16 protein-coding genes, 1 pseudogene and 1 riboswitch are annotated in these 15,672 nt (G+C 61.4%); of the genes and pseudogenes, 2 read left to right on the forward strand and 15 right to left on the reverse strand.

Annotation, left to right across the window (positions count from 1 at the left end):
* Position 1: 1 nt before the first annotated feature.
* The 13 genes from fabZ to BXU06_RS06160 all read right to left on the reverse strand — a co-directional run bounded on the left by fabZ (position 2) and on the right by BXU06_RS06160 (position 12,299).
* Positions 2-460 carry a 3-hydroxyacyl-ACP dehydratase FabZ gene (gene fabZ / locus BXU06_RS06100; protein ID WP_077297804.1) on the reverse strand — a complete coding sequence of 153 codons (459 nt, stop codon included), beginning with the start codon at positions 458-460 and terminating at the stop codon, positions 2-4.
* On the reverse strand, positions 457-1,491 hold the full coding sequence (gene lpxD, locus BXU06_RS06105) for a UDP-3-O-(3-hydroxymyristoyl)glucosamine N-acyltransferase (RefSeq protein ID WP_077302698.1): 1,035 nt from the start codon (positions 1,489-1,491) through the stop codon (positions 457-459). The genes fabZ and lpxD overlap by 4 nt, the downstream gene beginning before the upstream one ends.
* Positions 1,492-1,595: 104 nt before the next feature.
* The gene (locus BXU06_RS06110) at positions 1,596-2,099 is read right to left on the reverse strand and encodes an OmpH family outer membrane protein (RefSeq protein ID WP_077297806.1); all 504 of its coding nucleotides are present in this window, start codon (positions 2,097-2,099) and stop codon (positions 1,596-1,598) included.
* A 14-nt stretch (positions 2,100-2,113) separates the two neighbouring features.
* The gene (gene bamA / locus BXU06_RS06115) at positions 2,114-4,372 is read right to left on the reverse strand and encodes an outer membrane protein assembly factor BamA (RefSeq protein ID WP_253189532.1); all 2,259 of its coding nucleotides are present in this window, start codon (positions 4,370-4,372) and stop codon (positions 2,114-2,116) included.
* A 41-nt stretch (positions 4,373-4,413) separates the two neighbouring features.
* Positions 4,414-5,760: an RIP metalloprotease RseP gene (gene rseP / locus BXU06_RS06120; RefSeq protein ID WP_077297810.1), complete on the reverse strand. Its 1,347-nt coding sequence runs from the start codon at positions 5,758-5,760 to the stop codon at positions 4,414-4,416.
* Positions 5,757-6,932, reverse strand: coding sequence for a 1-deoxy-D-xylulose-5-phosphate reductoisomerase (gene ispC / locus BXU06_RS06125; protein ID WP_077297812.1), 1,176 nt, complete (start codon positions 6,930-6,932; stop codon positions 5,757-5,759). Before ispC ends, rseP begins: the two co-directional genes overlap by 4 nt.
* 10 nt (positions 6,933-6,942) lie before the next feature.
* Positions 6,943-7,749: a phosphatidate cytidylyltransferase gene (locus BXU06_RS06130; RefSeq protein WP_077297814.1), complete on the reverse strand. Its 807-nt coding sequence runs from the start codon at positions 7,747-7,749 to the stop codon at positions 6,943-6,945.
* An 8-nt stretch (positions 7,750-7,757) separates the two neighbouring features.
* Complete coding sequence (locus BXU06_RS06135) at positions 7,758-8,519, reverse strand: isoprenyl transferase (protein WP_171982126.1); 762 nt, start codon at positions 8,517-8,519, stop codon at positions 7,758-7,760.
* Between the two features lie 127 nt (positions 8,520-8,646).
* Positions 8,647-9,204, reverse strand: coding sequence for a ribosome recycling factor (gene frr / locus BXU06_RS06140; RefSeq protein ID WP_077297816.1), 558 nt, complete (start codon positions 9,202-9,204; stop codon positions 8,647-8,649).
* Positions 9,205-9,268: 64 nt separating this feature from the next.
* A complete protein-coding gene (pyrH, locus tag BXU06_RS06145) occupies positions 9,269-9,988 on the reverse strand; it encodes a UMP kinase (protein ID WP_077297818.1) in 720 nt (239 codons plus the stop codon).
* Between the two features lie 195 nt (positions 9,989-10,183).
* A complete protein-coding gene (gene tsf / locus BXU06_RS06150; protein WP_077297820.1) occupies positions 10,184-11,068 on the reverse strand; it encodes a translation elongation factor Ts in 885 nt (294 codons plus the stop codon).
* A 128-nt stretch (positions 11,069-11,196) separates the two neighbouring features.
* Positions 11,197-11,940, reverse strand: coding sequence for a 30S ribosomal protein S2 (gene rpsB / locus BXU06_RS06155; RefSeq protein WP_077297822.1), 744 nt, complete (start codon positions 11,938-11,940; stop codon positions 11,197-11,199).
* 152 nt (positions 11,941-12,092) lie between these two features.
* Positions 12,093-12,299 (reverse strand): hypothetical protein, encoded by a 207-nt coding sequence (locus BXU06_RS06160; protein ID WP_077297824.1) that lies wholly within the window; start codon positions 12,297-12,299, stop codon positions 12,093-12,095.
* A 261-nt stretch (positions 12,300-12,560) separates the two neighbouring features.
* Here BXU06_RS06160 and BXU06_RS18590 point away from each other — a divergent pair.
* Positions 12,561-12,770, forward strand: a pseudogene (locus BXU06_RS18590) (zinc ribbon domain-containing protein); the annotation flags it as partial.
* A gap of 171 nt (positions 12,771-12,941) precedes the next feature.
* On the opposite strand, the gene BXU06_RS18090 reads toward BXU06_RS18590, so the two are convergent.
* On the reverse strand, positions 12,942-13,454 hold the full coding sequence (locus BXU06_RS18090; RefSeq protein WP_171982057.1) for a hypothetical protein: 513 nt from the start codon (positions 13,452-13,454) through the stop codon (positions 12,942-12,944).
* A gap of 710 nt (positions 13,455-14,164) precedes the next feature.
* Positions 14,165-14,473, reverse strand: a complete 309-nt coding sequence (locus BXU06_RS06170) for a hypothetical protein (protein ID WP_077297826.1) — start codon at positions 14,471-14,473, stop codon at positions 14,165-14,167.
* A gap of 138 nt (positions 14,474-14,611) precedes the next feature.
* A riboswitch (SAM riboswitch) is annotated at positions 14,612-14,689 on the reverse strand.
* Positions 14,690-14,800: 111 nt separating this feature from the next.
* On the opposite strand from BXU06_RS06170, the gene lgt reads away from it, so the two are divergent.
* On the forward strand, positions 14,801-15,664 hold the full coding sequence (gene lgt / locus BXU06_RS06175) for a prolipoprotein diacylglyceryl transferase (RefSeq protein ID WP_077297828.1): 864 nt from the start codon (positions 14,801-14,803) through the stop codon (positions 15,662-15,664).
* Positions 15,665-15,672: the final 8 nt, after the last annotated feature.

Below are 15,672 nucleotides of genomic sequence, written 5' to 3' on the forward strand. Positions count from 1 at the left end.
ATCACACCTCCCGACGGGCGCACATCAGGTCGGCTTCGGCGGCCACTTCTCCATCTACCTTGGCCACCGCCTTGAACTTGCCAATGCCGCGTGCCACACGCAGCATTTCCACTTCCAGGATCAGCTGGTCGCCAGGGACAACCTGACGCTTGAAGCGGCAGTTGTCGATGCCGACAAAAAAGTACAGGGCGTTTTCCTTGCGCACGTCGCCGTCGTGGGTTTTTACCGCCAGAATGCCGGCGGCCTGGGCCAGCGCTTCGATCATCAGCACGCCCGGCATCACCGGGTAGCCGTCAAAGTGGCCGACAAAAAACGGTTCGTTGATGGTGACGTTTTTCAGGGCGACAATGCGCTTGCCCACTTCCAGTTCGTTTACCCGGTCAACCAGCAAGAACGGATAGCGGTGCGGCAGCAGTTTGAGGATGGCGCGCAGGTCAATCAGGGGAGAGGTGTCACTCATGCTTGTTCCTTCGACTGGGCCAGGCCAGCCTGTTCAAGTTGTTTGATCCGTGCCGCCAGCTTGCCCAGCTGGCGCACATAGGCCGCGTTGCTCAGCCATTCTTTGTGGGTGGCCAGCGGGTACACGGCGGTGTACTGGCCCGGTTTATCAATATTTTTTGCTACCAGTGTGCCGCCGGAAACATGCACACGGTCGCCGATTTTCAGGTGGCCGGAGATCATCGCCGCGCCGCCAATCATGCAGTTGGCCCCAATATGGGTGCTGCCGGCCACGCCGACGCAGGCGGCCATGGCGGTGTGGGCACCCACCCGGCAGTTGTGGGCGATGTGAATCAGGTTATCCAGACGCACGCCGTGCGCAATCACCGTGTCGGCCAGCGCGCCACGGTCGATGGTGGTGTTGGCCCCGATTTCCACGTCATCGCCCAGCACGGCGCGGCCAATTTGCGGGATTTTTTCCCAATGGTCACCAGCCCAGGCGTTGCCAAAACCATCCGAGCCGATCACCGCGCCAGCATGCAGGATGCAGCGGGCGCCCACCACGCAGCGGTGGTGCACCACCACACGCGGATGCAGCACGCAATCATCGCCAATCACCGCGCCGGCTTCGACCACCACGCCGGCCATCAGCAGCACGCGTTCGCCAATCACCGCACCAGCGCCCACGCTGACAAATTCGCGCAGCTCGGCGCTGGCCGCCACTTGGGCGTCGGCGGCCACCACGGCGCTGGGGTGAATCTGGCCGGCGCGCGCGCGCGGGGCTGGGTGAAACAGCGCGGCCAGGCGGGCAAAATACACATAGGGGTCGGCGCAGACAATGGCCGGGCGGGCGGCGGTGTCCAGCAGGTCGGCCTTGATGATGACCGCACCCGCTGCCGAGGCGCGCAGGGCGTCGGCAAACTTGTTGCCAGTGACAAAGGCAATTTCATCCGCCTGGGCGTCTTCCAGCGGAGCCAGCCGGGTCACGCTCAGGTCAGCGCCGTGCAACTCGCCACCGAGTTGGGCCACGATATCGGAAAGGGTCAAAGCCATGGGTTGGTTCACCTTGGCACCGCCAGAGGCGGGCAAAAAAGAAACACGCCAGCCATGCCAGCGTCCTGCCGGCAGACCGGCGGAACACGGCAGGCTGGCGTGTTTCAGTCGTCCAGTGCTTTCAGCACCCGGTCGGTAATGTCAAACCGGGGGCTGACGTACACCACATCCTGCAAGATCAGGTCGAAGCGTTCGTCGCGGGCAATCTCGCGAATCACCCGGTTGGCGCGCTCCTGGATGGCGGCAAATTCTTCGGTGCGCCGCTGGGAGAACTCCTGGCGAAATTCGCGCTGCTTGCCCTGAAACTCGCGGTCCAGCGCCAGCAGGTCGCGCTCTTTGGCCTTGCGCTCGGCTTCGGCCAGTTTGCCGGAATCCAGCGCCTGCTTCATGTCGCGGGCGCGGCGGGCCATGGTGGCCAGTTCGGCTTCGCGGCTGGCAAACTCCTGCTCCAGCCGCTTTTGCGCCTTCACTGCCGCCGTGGCCTCGCGGTACACCCGTTCGGTGTCCACATAGCCCAGATTCATCTGCCCATCCGCCGCCGCTGCTGGCCAGGCGGCAAGCAGTAGCGACAGAAGCAGTGCCCAGCGGGCTCGCGTCAATGCAAACATCAGTGTGCGCCAGGTCAGAACGAGGTGCCCAGGGTAAACTGGAAGCGCTCGATATGGTCACCGGATTTCTTGTGCAGCGGCTGCGAGAAGCTGAAGCGCATCGGGCCCAGCGGTGAAATCCACGACACGCCCAGACCGGTGGAGTAGCGCAGGTTGTCGCGCCAGTTGGTGCCGCTATTGAACTGGCCGCCAAACACGGTACCCGCATCCAGGAAGGTGGACAGACGCAGGGTCTTGTCGTCACGCATGCCCGGGAAGGGGAACAGCACTTCGATATTGAACACGGCACGGCGGGTGCCGCCGTAGGCGTTGTCGTTTTCGTCCTGCGCGCCAATACTGCCCGACTCAAACCCGCGCACCGAGCTGATGCCGCCCAAGTAGAAGTTTTCGTAGAACGGCAGCTTTTTCTTCGACCAGCTGTTGACCATGCCCAGTTCGCCATTGAGCATCAGCGTCAGGCTCTTGCTGATCGGGTAGTACCACTGGTTGCTCACGCTGAAGCGGTAGTACTGCACATCGCCACCCGGCAGGGCAAATTCGGCGGCGGTTTTGGTCACATTGCCCTTGGTGGGCCACAGCGCCGAGTCGCGGGTGTCGCGCGCCCAGCTGACCGAAGACAGGATGCTGTTGTTGCTGCTGCCATATTCGTCAACAAAGTCGATATAGCGCTTCGGGCTGTCGGAGAACAGGCCCAGCTTGGTGTTTTCAAAACCGGCGCTGAAGTTGATGCGGTCGAATTCGGTAATCGGCACGCCCGCGCGCACGGTGAAGCCGGTAGTCTTGGTCTTGTACTGACCGCGATCCTTCTGGCTGGGGTCGTAGGTCTTGCGGTAGACGTCGTAACCCAGGCTGGTGCCATCGACGGTAAAGTACGGGTCGGTGAACGACAGGTTGTAGTATTCGTTGACCTTGTCGGTGTTAAAGCCCGCCGACACGGCCTTGCCCGAGCCAAAGAAGTTGCTCTGCGAGATCGACGCCGACAGGGCAAAGCCGTTGTCCTGCGAGAAGCCGGCACCCAGCTGTACGCTGCCGGTCGGTTTTTCGGTGACGCTGACATTCACATCCACCTGGTCGGCGGTGTCGGTCACTGCCGGGGTTTCGATGTTCACGTCGGTAAAGTAGCCAAGCAGGTCCAGACGTTCCTTGCTGCGCTTGATTTTCTGGTTGTCGTACCAGCCGCTTTCCATCTGGCGCATTTCACGGCGCACCACTTCGTCGCGGGTGCGGGTGTTGCCGGCCACATTGATGCGGCGCACGTACACACGACGGCCCGGATCGACAAAGAAGGTAAACGCCACCAGGCGCTTGTCCTTGTCCACTTCCGGCACGGCGTTGACGTTGGCAAAGGCGTAGCCGCTGTTGCCCAGCAGGTCGGTGATGGCGGTGACGCTGTCGTTGACCTTTTCGCGGGTGAAGGTGTCGCCCGGCTTGATCTGCACCAGCGGTTTCAGCGTGGCTTCCGGCACGGTCAGGTCACCGGCAAAGCGCACGTCGGACACGGTGTATTTTTGCCCTTCGTTGACGTTGATGGTGATGTACACATCACGCTTGTCCGGGCTGATCGACACCTGGGTGGAGTCGATGTTGAATTCGAAGTAGCCGCGATTGAGGTAGTACGAGCGCAGGCGTTCGAGGTCGCCCTGCAGCTTTTGTTTGGAATACTGGTCGTCGCGGGTCAGCCAGGTCAGCCAGCCGGAGTCGGTCTGGGCAAATTCGTCGAGCAGGTCGCCTTCCTTGAACGCCTGCGCGCCGACAATCTTGATCTGCTTGATGCGGGCGGCTACGCCTTCGTTGATGTCCAGCGTCAGCGCCACGCGGTTGCGCTCCAGCTTGGTCACCCGCGAGGTGATTTCTACCGAGTACTTGCCCTTGCTGTAATACTGGCGCTTGAGTTCCTGTTCAGCCTGCTCCAGCACGGATTTGTCGAATACCCGCGACTCGGACAGACCGTTGTCTTTCAGGGCTTTTTTCAGCTGCTTGCTGTCGAATTCCTTGGCACCGTTGATGGTCAGTTCGGCAATCACCGGACGTTCGGTGATGGCGACAATCATCACCTCGCCTTCGGTTTCGATGCGCACGTCGGCAAAAAACCCGGTGGCGAACAGCGCCTTGATGGCGGCAGAGGCCTTGTCGTCGGAGAAGGTGTCGCCCACTTTTACCGGCAGATAGTTGAATACGGTACCGGGTTCGGTGCGTTGCAGGCCTTCTACCCGGATATCCTTGACCACAAACGGATCAACAGCCCAGGCCAGCGGCGCCAGCGACAGGCCCATGAGGGAGAGAGCAAGTGTCTTGATTTTCATAAGATTGGCGGTTAACCCGTCACGAGACGTTGAATGTCGTTGAAAAGCGCAAATGCCATGAGGGCGGCCAATGCGGCCAGGCCGATGCGCTGGCCCCAGGCCAGCGTGCGTTCGGACACCGGACGCCCACGCAATAACTCGACCGTATAATACATCAAGTGGCCGCCGTCGAGCACCGGAATCGGCAACAGATTCAGCACGGCCAGGCTGATGCTGATCAAGGCCATGAACTCCAGATACGACTGCGAGCCCTGGCGGGCGCTCTGTCCGGCGTAGTCGGCAATCATCAGCGGGCCGGACAGATTGTCCATGGACACCCGGCCCAGCAGCATTTTGCCCATCATCACCAGGCTGGTCCAGGCGGTGTCGGCGGTTTTGTCCATCGCCGCCAGCAGGGCATCAACCGGCCCATCCTGACGGGTCATGCGCAGGCTGTCCATCCAGGCGCTGTCCTGACGCGGGCCCACGCCCAGCCGGCCCTGGCGCTGGCCGGATTCGCCCGCCACGCTGTCCGGGGTGACGGTCAGGCTGACGGTGTGGCCATGGCGGGAGACGTCCAGCCGCAAGGGCTGGGCCGGATGGTGATGAATCGCCTGGGTAAACTGTTCCCAGCGGCTGATTGGCTGGCCATTCACCGCCAGGAGGCGGTCACCCACTTGCAGGCCGCCACGCGCGCCGGCCCCGGCGGGGTCAACCATGGCAATTTCGGCCAGCACCCGCACCGGCGACAGGCCAAAGCGCGACAAGCTGCTGGCTTCAGTGCCCAGTGCCGCCAGTCGGCCAGGTGGCACGCTGAGCACGCTGCCGACGGGATGGCTAAGGGTAAAGCTCAGCTCGCCATTGCTCAGGCCTTCCATCATCGCCAGGCGCACGTCCTGCCAGCTGCTGACGCTCTGGCCATTGACCGCAGCAATCATTTCGCCACCGCGAAACCCGGCAGCGGCAGCAGGCGATTCCGGCAGCACCGACCCGACCCCCGGCTTGAGCCAGGTGACCCCGGACAGAAACACCAGCCAGTACAGGATCACGGCCAGCAGCAGGTTGGCCAGCGGCCCGGCGGCGACAATCGCCATACGCCGGCCCACTGGCTGAGCATTGAACGACAGATGACGCTCGCTGGCCGGCACCTCGACTTCGCGCTCGTCGAGCATCTTGACATAGCCACCCAGCGGAATCGGCGACAGGGTCCAGTCGGTGCCGCGCCAGCGCACGGTGTATAGCGGTTTGCCAAACCCGATGGAAAACCGCAGCACTTTCACCCCACAGCGCCGCGCCACCCAGTAATGGCCAAATTCATGAAATGTGACCAATACACCAATGGCCACGGCAAATGCCAGCAGGGTTCCGAGCATGGTCATGCCAGCTTCTGGCGGCAGAATGCCCGCACTTCGTGATCGCAGGCCAGCAGGGCGTCCACGCTGTCGCTGCCCTGACCGGCAAAGCGGGTCAGGGCGGTTTCCACCAGGGTGGGAATGCCGGTAAACGCCAGCTGCCCGTCCAGAAACGCCGCCACCGCCAGTTCGTTGGCGGCATTGAGCACCGCCGGGGCGTTGCCGCCAGCGTTCAGCGCGTCAAATGCCAGGCGCAGACACGGAAAATGCGTGGTGTCCGGCGCTTCAAAGGTGAGCGCCGACAGGCTGGCAAAGTCCAGCGCGGCCACCCCGGCGTCCATCCGGTCCGGCCAGGCCAGCGCATGGGCAATCGGCGTGCGCATGTCCGGTGTGCCCAGCTGGGCCACCACCGAGCCGTCGCGGTAGCGCACCATCGAGTGAATCACGCTTTGCGGATGGACAATCACCTCAATCGCCTGCGGCGGAGCATTGAACAGCCAGCGCGCCTCGATCACTTCCAGGCCCTTGTTCATCAGCGTGGCGGAGTCCACCGAAATTTTGCGGCCCATCACCCAGTTGGGGTGTTTGACCGCCATGGCCGGGGTCACCTCAGCCAGTTGCGCCGCCGACCAGCCGCGAAACGGGCCGCCAGAAGCGGTGAGCACAATCTTGTCCACGCCGGCTGCGCTCAGGTCACCGTGATAATCTGCCGGCAGCGCCTGAAAAATGGCGTTGTGCTCGCTATCAATTGGCAGCAGCACGCTGCCGCTGGCGCGCACGGCGTTGATGAACAGCTCGCCCGCCATCACCAGCGATTCCTTGTTGGCCAGCAGTACGCGCTTGCCCGCGCGCACCGCCGCCAGCGTGGGCGGCAGGCCGGCGGCACCAACAATTGCTGCCATCACCATGTCCACTTCCGGCAGGGTGGCCACTTGGGCCAGCGCGTCAGCGCCGTACAGCACTTCGGTGGCGCTGCCGGCGGCGGCCAGTTGCGCGCTCAGCACGCTGGCAGCGGCGGCATCAAGCACCACGGCGTAGCGCGGGGCAAAGCGCAGACATTGCTCGGCCAGCTTGTCCAGTTGGGATTGCCCGGTCAGGGCGATGATGCGAAAACGCTCGGGATGGCGGCTTGCCACGTCCAGGGTGTTGACGCCGATGGTGCCAGTGGCACCAAGAATGGTCAGGCCTTGCAAAGTCATGGGGTGCGCCTTACAGCGAATGGGTGGCAAGGTAGCGGGCGGCCTGGCTGACCGCCAGCACGGCAATCAGGCTGTCGATGCGGTCGAGCACACCGCCATGGCCGGGCAGCAGCTGGCTGCTGTCTTTCACTCCGGCGGCGCGCTTGAACCAGGATTCCAGCAAATCGCCAATCACACTGACGGCGGTCAGGCCCCAGCCCACCGCCAGCCAGCCCCACCACGGCAGGACAAATTCAAACAGGCCGGACTGGCCCACCCACAGCGTGTAGACCCCGGTGGCCAGCAGCGCGCCGGCCACGCCTTCCCAGCTTTTGCCAGGGCTGATGGCCGGGGCCAGTTTGTGCTTGCCAAACGCACGACCGGCAAAGTAGGCGGCGGTGTCGGCAATCCACACCAGCGCCATCACCGCCAGCAAGGCGGCACCTTGCTCGGGGCCGGGTCGCCAGGCCAGCAGGGCAAACCAGGCCGGCAGCAGCAGCAGCCAGCCGAGCATGGCAGCCTGGGCGCGATCGGTCAGCGTCCAGCGTTGCAGCAGCCAGGCGGGCACCACCACCAGCCACAGCACCAGCACCAGCAGATGCATGCCCAGACCAGGCAGCAGGCCGGTTTGCGCCACCGCGCCCATCATCGCTGCCGACAGCAGCAGATAGCCGGCCTGCGCCAGGCCAGTGATGCGAAACAGCCGGGTCCATTCCCACAGCGCCGGCAAGATGATGGCAGCGGCAAACGCCGGCCAGTAGGCGGTGGGCAGGTAAAACACCCCACCCAGCATGAATGCCACCAGAAAAATGGCGGTGATGATGCGTGGAATCAGCATGGCAGGCCTTATTCTGCCCGGCGCTGCGCCGGGTCAAGCTGCTCGGTGGTGCGCCCGAAACGGCGCTCGCGGTGACGGTAGGAGTCAATCGCCAGATCCAGCGCGGCGCGGTTGAAATCCGGCCACAGGGTCTGGGTAAAGTGCAGTTCGGTATAAGCCAGCTGCCAGAGCAGGAAATTGCTGATGCGCTGTTCGCCGCCAGTGCGGATGAACAGGTCGGGCTCGGGGGCGTAGGCCATCGACAGATGGGCGCTCAGATCGGCTTCGCTAATCTGGCTGAGGTCGCCCTGGCGATCGGCGGACAGACGCTTGACCGCCTGCAGCACATCCCAGCGGCCACCGTAGTCGGCGGCCACGGTCAGTGTCAGCCCGCTGTTGGCGGCGGTTTTTTCTTCAGCGCGATGAATGCGCTCCAGCAGGGCCGGGTTGAAGCGTTCGTTGGCCCCGATGATTTTCAGGCGGATATTGTTACGGTGCAGGCGCTCGACTTCGCGCTCCAGCACCTGCAGGAACAGCTCCATCAAAAACGACACTTCGTCTTGCGGACGTCGCCAGTTTTCGCTGGAAAAAGCAAACAGGGTGAGGTATTCCACCCCCATGGCCGCACAGGATTTCACCGTATCGCGCACTGCTTCCACCCCGCGCTTGTGGCCGGCTACCCGTGGAAGAAAGCGTTTCTTGGCCCAGCGCCCATTGCCGTCCATGATGATGGCAATATGGCGGGGAATGCCGGATACGTCGGGAATGGTCTGCGTGGCGCTGTGGAACAAGGCTCTATCCTGCTCGGTTAAGGAAAACTGGGCCGCCCTTTGGCCGCCCTGACAACACGGTGCCGACTGGCCGCCGTGATGGCGGGCCAGCCTGGCGGTGCCTGGCCATGGAGACGCGCGGGGCGCCTTATACGGCCATCAGTTCCTTTTCCTTCTCGGCCAGCGCCTTGTCCACTTCAACGATGAACTTGTCGGTCAGCTTCTGGATGTCATCCTGGGCGCGACGTTCGTCGTCTTCGGTAATCGCCTTGTCCTTGAGCAGGTTCTTGCAGTCGTTGTTGGCGTCGCGGCGGATATTGCGCACTGCCACGCGGGCGTTTTCTGCTTCGGCCTTGACCACTTTGGTCAGGTCGCGACGGCGTTCTTCGGTCAGTGCCGGCATCGGCACGCGGATCACGTCGCCGGTGGCCGACGGGTTCAGCCCCAGATCAGAATCACGGATGGCTTTTTCCACCTTGGCAACCATGGGTTTTTCCCAGGCCTGCACGCCAATGGTGCGGGCGTCGATCAGGGTGACGTTGGCCACCTGGTTGATCGGGGTCGGGTTGCCGTAGTAGTCCACCATCACATGATCCAGCAGCCCGGTGTGAGCACGACCGGTGCGCACCTTGGTCAGGTCGGTCCGGAAGGCTTCCAGGGTTTTCTGCATTTTGGTTTCGGCTTGTTTTTTCACGTCTTGGATCATGGTCTTGTCAGCTCCGGTCAGTCTATTTTGCGTTATCTCAGCCTGGCGCGCAGGCCGGCTGTGGTCAGCAGTGTACGAGGGTGCCTTCGTCTTCGCCAAGCACCACGCGCTTGAGCGCACCCGGCTTGAAGATGCTGAACACCTTGAGGTCAAACTGCTGGTCACGGCACAGGGCAAAGGCGGTGGCGTCCATCACCTTCAGGTTGCGGGCAATCGCTTCGTCAAAGGTCAGCGTCTGATAGCGCACCGCGTCCGGGTTTTTCTTCGGATCATCGGTATACACGCCATCCACCTTGGTGGCCTTGAGCATCACATCCGCGCCCATTTCGATGCCACGCAAGGCGGCGGCGGTATCGGTGGTAAAGAACGGGTTGCCGGTGCCGGCGGCAAAGATCACGATTTTACCTTCTTCCAGGTATTGCATGGCCTTGCCGCGCACATACGGCTCGGCCACTTGCTGCATGGTCAGTGCCGATTGCACGCGGGCCACCAGGCCGGCCTTGCTCATGGCATCCTTCAGCGCCAGCGCGTTCATCACCGTGGCCAGCATGCCCATGTAGTCAGCAGTGGCGCGGTCCATGCCCGAGGCGGCCGGGGCAATGCCGCGAAAGATGTTGCCGCCACCAATCACCACGCCGACCTGGACACCCAGCTCGGCCACTTCCTTGATTTCGCCGACAATTTTTTCGATGACAGCACGGTTGATGCCGTAACTGTCGTCGCCCATCAGGGCTTCACCGGACAGCTTGACGAGAATGCGCCGGTAGGCAGGGGTCTGGCTCATACGGGTTCCTTGGCAATAAGAGCATGCAGTGGTTTGGTCGGGCAGACTGTGGTGAACCGCTTTGCACCGGTCACAATCGGCCTGACCAAGCCATCTCCGCTACGCGGAAAATGCTTGTAAAAAAGCACCCCGCACGACGCCCGGACAGCTGCCCGGGAGTCCTGGAGGGGGTGCCTTGGGTCCAGCAGAAGAGGATTAGCCCTTGATGGCAGCCGCAGCGGCAGCCACTTCAGCAGCGTAGTCTTCCACTTTCTTCTCGATGCCTTCACCCACCACGAACATGGTGAACGCGTTGACCGAAGCGCCGTTGTCCTTCAGCAGCTTTTCCACGCTCACGTCCGGATTCTTGACGAACTGCTGGCCCAGCAGGGTCACTTCGGCCAGGTATTTGTTGATGCGGCCTTCCACCATCTTGGCAACGATGTCAGCCGGCTTGCCGGACTGGGCAGCCTGTTCGGTGTAGATGCGGCGTTCGGTTTCCAGCGTTTCAGCCGGCACCTGGTCTTTGGACACGCAAATCGGCTTGGAAGCGGCAATGTGCATGGCCACGTCCTTGCCAATCTGGTCGTCGCCAGCGAAGTCCACCAGCACGCCAATCTTGGCACCGTGCAGGTAGGCAGCCACCTTGCCGGCGGTGTCGTAACGCACAAAGCGACGCACCGACATGTTTTCGCCCAGTTTGGCGATCAGCGCCTTGCGGGCTTCTTCGACGGTCGGGCCTTCGGCGGTGGCCACATTGGCCAGCGCATCCACATCAGCCGGGTTGCCGGTCACCACGGCTTGCGCCACGGCCTTGGCAAATGCCACAAAGCCTTCATCCTTGGCCACGAAGTCGGTTTCGCTGTTCACTTCCACCAGTGCGCCCACTTTGCCGTCGGCGGAGATGAATTGAGCCACCACGCCTTCGGCAGCGGTACGGCCAGCCAGCTTGGAAGCCTTGTTGCCGGACTTGATCCGCAGCAGTTCTTCAGCAGCCTTCAGGTCGCCTTCGGTTTCCACCAGGGCTTTTTTGCATTCCATCATGCCCAGACCCGTTGCAGCGCGCAGGTCAGCGACCATCTTTGCGGTAATGTCCGCCATATTTCACTCCTCAGTTCTTTAACGGGATGCCACATCAAGTATGTCGCAGCCCGATGACAATTCTTCAGATCAATGCGTGGATTTGAAAAAAGGGGCTTGCGCCCCCTTTTCGGTCAGGCCAGCCGGAATTACTCGGCGGCAACCGGCTGCTCGGCAGCAGCAGCGGCGGCGACGATTTCCTGGATGGCCTGAGCACGGCCTTCCAGCACGGCGTCGGCGATGCCACGGGCGTACAGGCGAATGGCGCGGCTGGAGTCATCGTTACCCGGAATCACGTAGTCGATGCCTTCCGGCGAGTTGTTGGTGTCCACCACGCCGATCACCGGGATGCCCAGCTTCTTGGCTTCAACCACGGCACCCTTCTGGTAGCCGGTGTCGATCACGAAGATGGCGTCCGGCAGGCCCTTCATTTCGCGGATGCCGCCCAGCGAGCGCTCGAGCTTTTCCACTTCGCGTTGCAGGTCCAGCAGTTCCTTCTTGGAGTAGCCGCTTTCTTCGCCGCTGGCCAAGAGGGCCATCTTGTCTTCCAGACGCTTGATCGATTGCTTGACCGTCTTGTAGTTGGTCAGCATGCCACCCAGCCAGCGGTGGTCAACAAACGGCACGCCAGCGCGCACGGCTTCTTCACGTACGATTTCGCGGGCCTGACGCTTGGTGCCCACAAACATCACGGTGCCCTTGTTGGCAGCCAGACGACGGATGTAGGTCTGCGCTTCCAGGAACAGCGGCAGGGTCTTTTCCAGGTTGATGATGTGGATCTTGTTGCGGCTGCCGAAGATGTACTGATTCATCTTCGGGTTCCAGAAACGGGTTTGATGGCCGAAGTGAACGCCGGCTTCCAGCATTTGACGCATGGTGACTGCAGTGGTCATGAAAACTCCTAAAGGGTTAGACCGCCATTCACGCACAGAATCCCGCAGCCTTGCGGAACACCCTTCGGCGCGAATGTGAGGATTTTGAGTATATCCAGCCGCCTTTGGCCAACTGGATAACTTATAATTCTAGCACCTTACCCGGCAGTTACTCAAGCGTCGTCGCGCGGCTGGCGGCGCTTGCGCGGCTCGATCGTGCCATCGGCCTTCATGGCCTGACGCCTGCGTACCACAAACAGCAGCAGCCAGGTGGGCAAGGCACCCAGCACGATCAATACAAACACCGTCATCGGCAGGGTGCGCTGGCCCAGGGCGAACATCAGCACCACGTATAACCAGCCAATCCAGATAATGTACATTGCACGTCCCTGTATGGTGATTCCGGAGAGGGAGGGGATTGTAACGCAGGCAACTGGGTCATGTTCCATTCGGTACACCTTGCTGATGCCAACTGTACGCAGTCGCGATTATCTGCACAAAGCCACGACCATGATCAGCCAAAACCACGCGAATAGTGTGTATTGAGGACTTGCAGGGACGGAACATGTCCAAGTCAGCGGCTGGCAACATCGAGCTGCCGGGCAAGAACATCCGCGCCAAATCCGGTATGAACTAAAGCCATTTTTAATCAGAGCGGGTTCGAGCTCAGGGGCCAACTGGATGACAAGCTGGCGTGGAGCGATGGACATCTCATCGCCGCGCCGCCACGAAATACGAGTCGGACGTGTCCGTGCTGTGGCCATGCATCGGCAGACAACCGCCAGACGCAGGTGCTGTTTCTGTGCGTGGCATGCGGTTTCCAGGAAAACACCGATCTGGTTAGCGCGATGAATATTCTAAAGGGCGGGACACGTCCGGTTAGTTGTGCAGAGACTTCGCCTGAAGTTGGGGCGTCGGGCCAGGAACCCACCGAAGCGACGCCTTCCGGCTCGATGCCGGGATGGGCGCCGCAGGAATCCCCTGTCTTTGAGTGGGGGAGGATGTCAAGTCACCCGTTGTTTTTACTGGCGGGTGCCACCCATCTTGCGGTAACGCCCCTGACCATCCCCTTCGGCCAGCCCCAGACAGACCAGCCGTTCCAGGCGCTCGACCCCCCAGGTGGCCGGGTGGTCGGCATGGGCGTCCTGGCCGATGTCCACCGCCGAGCGAAAGTGCCCGCTGAGCAGCTTGTGCGCCTGAAAATCGCGCTCAGTGGCCTGCATCGGTGGGTTGGCGTACAGACGCTGGCGCACTTTGCTGAGCAGTTCAGCGTCGGGCAATATTTCTTCGTCATTGGCTTGGCCGGAGGCGGCCACACTCATGCCGACAATACGCCGACGCAAGTCGCAGGCAAAGTTTTTCAGGCCGCGCTGCGAATCGGACGGGCTGCCGGGGATGGTCACCTTGTGCGAACGGCCATCATGGCTGAATAGAAGATGAGCATGCTTGCCACCCATTTCCAGACGGTGATCATGAATACCATAGCGTTCCATGGTTTCTTCGATGATCTTCTTGTATGCAGAATTAATACGCATATGCTGTAAACCTGACGCTTTCCAGAGTGTCCAGACCAACTGGCCCGGTGTGGGCCTTGTGTGATCATGACGTGCGCTGACCATGGTCAACCTGATTTCGGTGCTGAGATTACCATAATCTGGCATTTGAAAAAAACCTCAGCACCAACTTTAAGTAGTTATACGTAGTCTAGCCGAGCCTGCGCTCGCTTGCCAGCCCCATCCAGGGCAAATTCGTGCAGAACTGAGAGTCATCCCCATTTTGTTGGCCCATTTGGTCAGCACAAGCGGCCATTCAGACAGCGGCTGTCTCCCCGGAGCCGAGTGCAATAGTAAAAAGGCAAGGTGGGATCTGCTTGGCTGGCAAGGGGTTAAGCCGCAAATCAGGCGGCCATTTCAGCACAGTAAAGTTACCTATTGCTTAATTCGAAGCTGGCCAATACGCGGTAAACACGGTGGTCATGCGTCTGGCCCATTGCCCGGCAAAATGTCGCACCATTCAGTACACACAAGCTGCGTTGACGGATCAATTGTTTGTTCCGTAACAAGATCACTCCGCTCATGGTCCGGCTGGTAAAAAAGAAAATAGTGTGTTGGTCAAGAGATCTGAAGAGGGGTCGCTGTGCCTGGGCAGGGGGCGTGGGGAAGATATGCGTTCACAATAGCACAAATAAACTATTGTGCTGGCCTGATGCAGGCCAGCACAAAATGGCACGAGGTGCAGGCGGGCCTTAGCCGTGGAAGCGGATCGGCGTACCCAGGCGAAATTCGGCGCTGAAGGTGGCGCGCTGGCCAAATGCCTGATTCAGCGCCAGCGCATCGCTCAGGGTGACATCAAACACGGTCAGCCCGGTGCCGCGCCGTTCAGCCAGATAGCCCTGGCGTTCGCTGCTCAGTGCCAGTTCGGTCAGCACCTCAAGCTGGCCAGGCAGCGCGCGGATATGCACATCGGCGGCCAGGGGAGCCGGGCGACGGAAATGGGCAGCAGCAGTGGGGCTGACGGCAAAGCCGGTATAGCTGTCAGATTGGCAATCGTACATGGCGGCAAACTCCTGAAAGTGAATGCGAAGCCCGTACGGGCCACGCTTTAGCAAGATTTATCAAGCGCCTGCAAGTTGTGTGCATTAAATCGGCGCTGCCGGGCGGGGCCGGCCAAAACAAAAAACCGCCAGCCAAAGCTGTGCGGGTTTCCGTACGCTTTAGCGGCATTTGTAAAGCGCCCGCAAGCTGAAGCTCAAATCGGCGCTGTGGGGTTAATTTAAGCCGGATGGCTGCGGCTGTCAAGCATGAGTCATGCGGTTCTGTGCGCCGCACTGGCGGCGCGATGGGTATAATTGCCGCTTTGTTCCGTCTGCCAAGGAGTGCCTGTGCTGATTCACCCACAGTTTGACCCGGTTGCCCTGTCGCTGGGCCCGCTGGCCGTGCGCTGGTATGGCCTGATGTATCTGGCCAGCTTTGTGCTGTTCATGGTGTTGGGCCTGCGCCGGATTCGCCAGGGACACACCAGCTTCACCCCAAAAATGCTCGACGACCTGTTGTTTTATGGTGTGCTCGGGGTGATTCTGGGCGGGCGGCTGGGCTATGTGCTGTTTTACAAGCCAGCAGACTATCTGACCGACCCGCTGGCGATTTTGCGGGTGTGGGAAGGTGGCATGGCGTTTCATGGCGGGTTTCTTGGGGTGATGGTGGCCATGGCGCTGTTTGCCCGCCGCCATCGGCTGGATTTTTTACAGGTGACCGACTTTATCGTGCCGCTGGTGCCACTGGGGCTGGCTGCCGGACGGATTGGCAATTTCCTCAATGGCGAGCTGTGGGGACGTGTCACCCAGCCCAGCGCGCCGTGGGCCATGGTGTTTCCGCAAGCCCATCAGGAAGACCTGATCCAGGCCGCGCAACACCCCGAATGGCAAACTTGGCTGGCCAGCTACGGCGGCCTGCCACGCCATCCATCGCAGCTGTACCAGTTTGCCCTGGAGGGCTTGCTGCTGTTTGTGCTGGTATGGTGGTACTCGGCGCGGCCACGGGATACCGGCAAAGTGTCGGCGCTGTTCCTGCTGGGCTACGGCAGCTGCCGGTTTGTTGCCGAATTTGCCCGCGAGCCAGACAATTTTCTTGGCCTGCTGGCGCTGAATCTGTCGATGGGCCAGTGGCTGTCGCTGCCAATGCTGATTGCCGGGGTCTGGCTGTGGCGGCGTGCCGGCCAGCAGTCTGGCCGGTTTATCCGTTACTGATGGGAGCC

Origin of the sequence: Aquaspirillum sp. LM1, from assembly GCF_002002905.1 — a bacterium.
Taxonomy (GTDB): domain Bacteria; phylum Pseudomonadota; class Gammaproteobacteria; order Burkholderiales; family Aquaspirillaceae; genus Rivihabitans.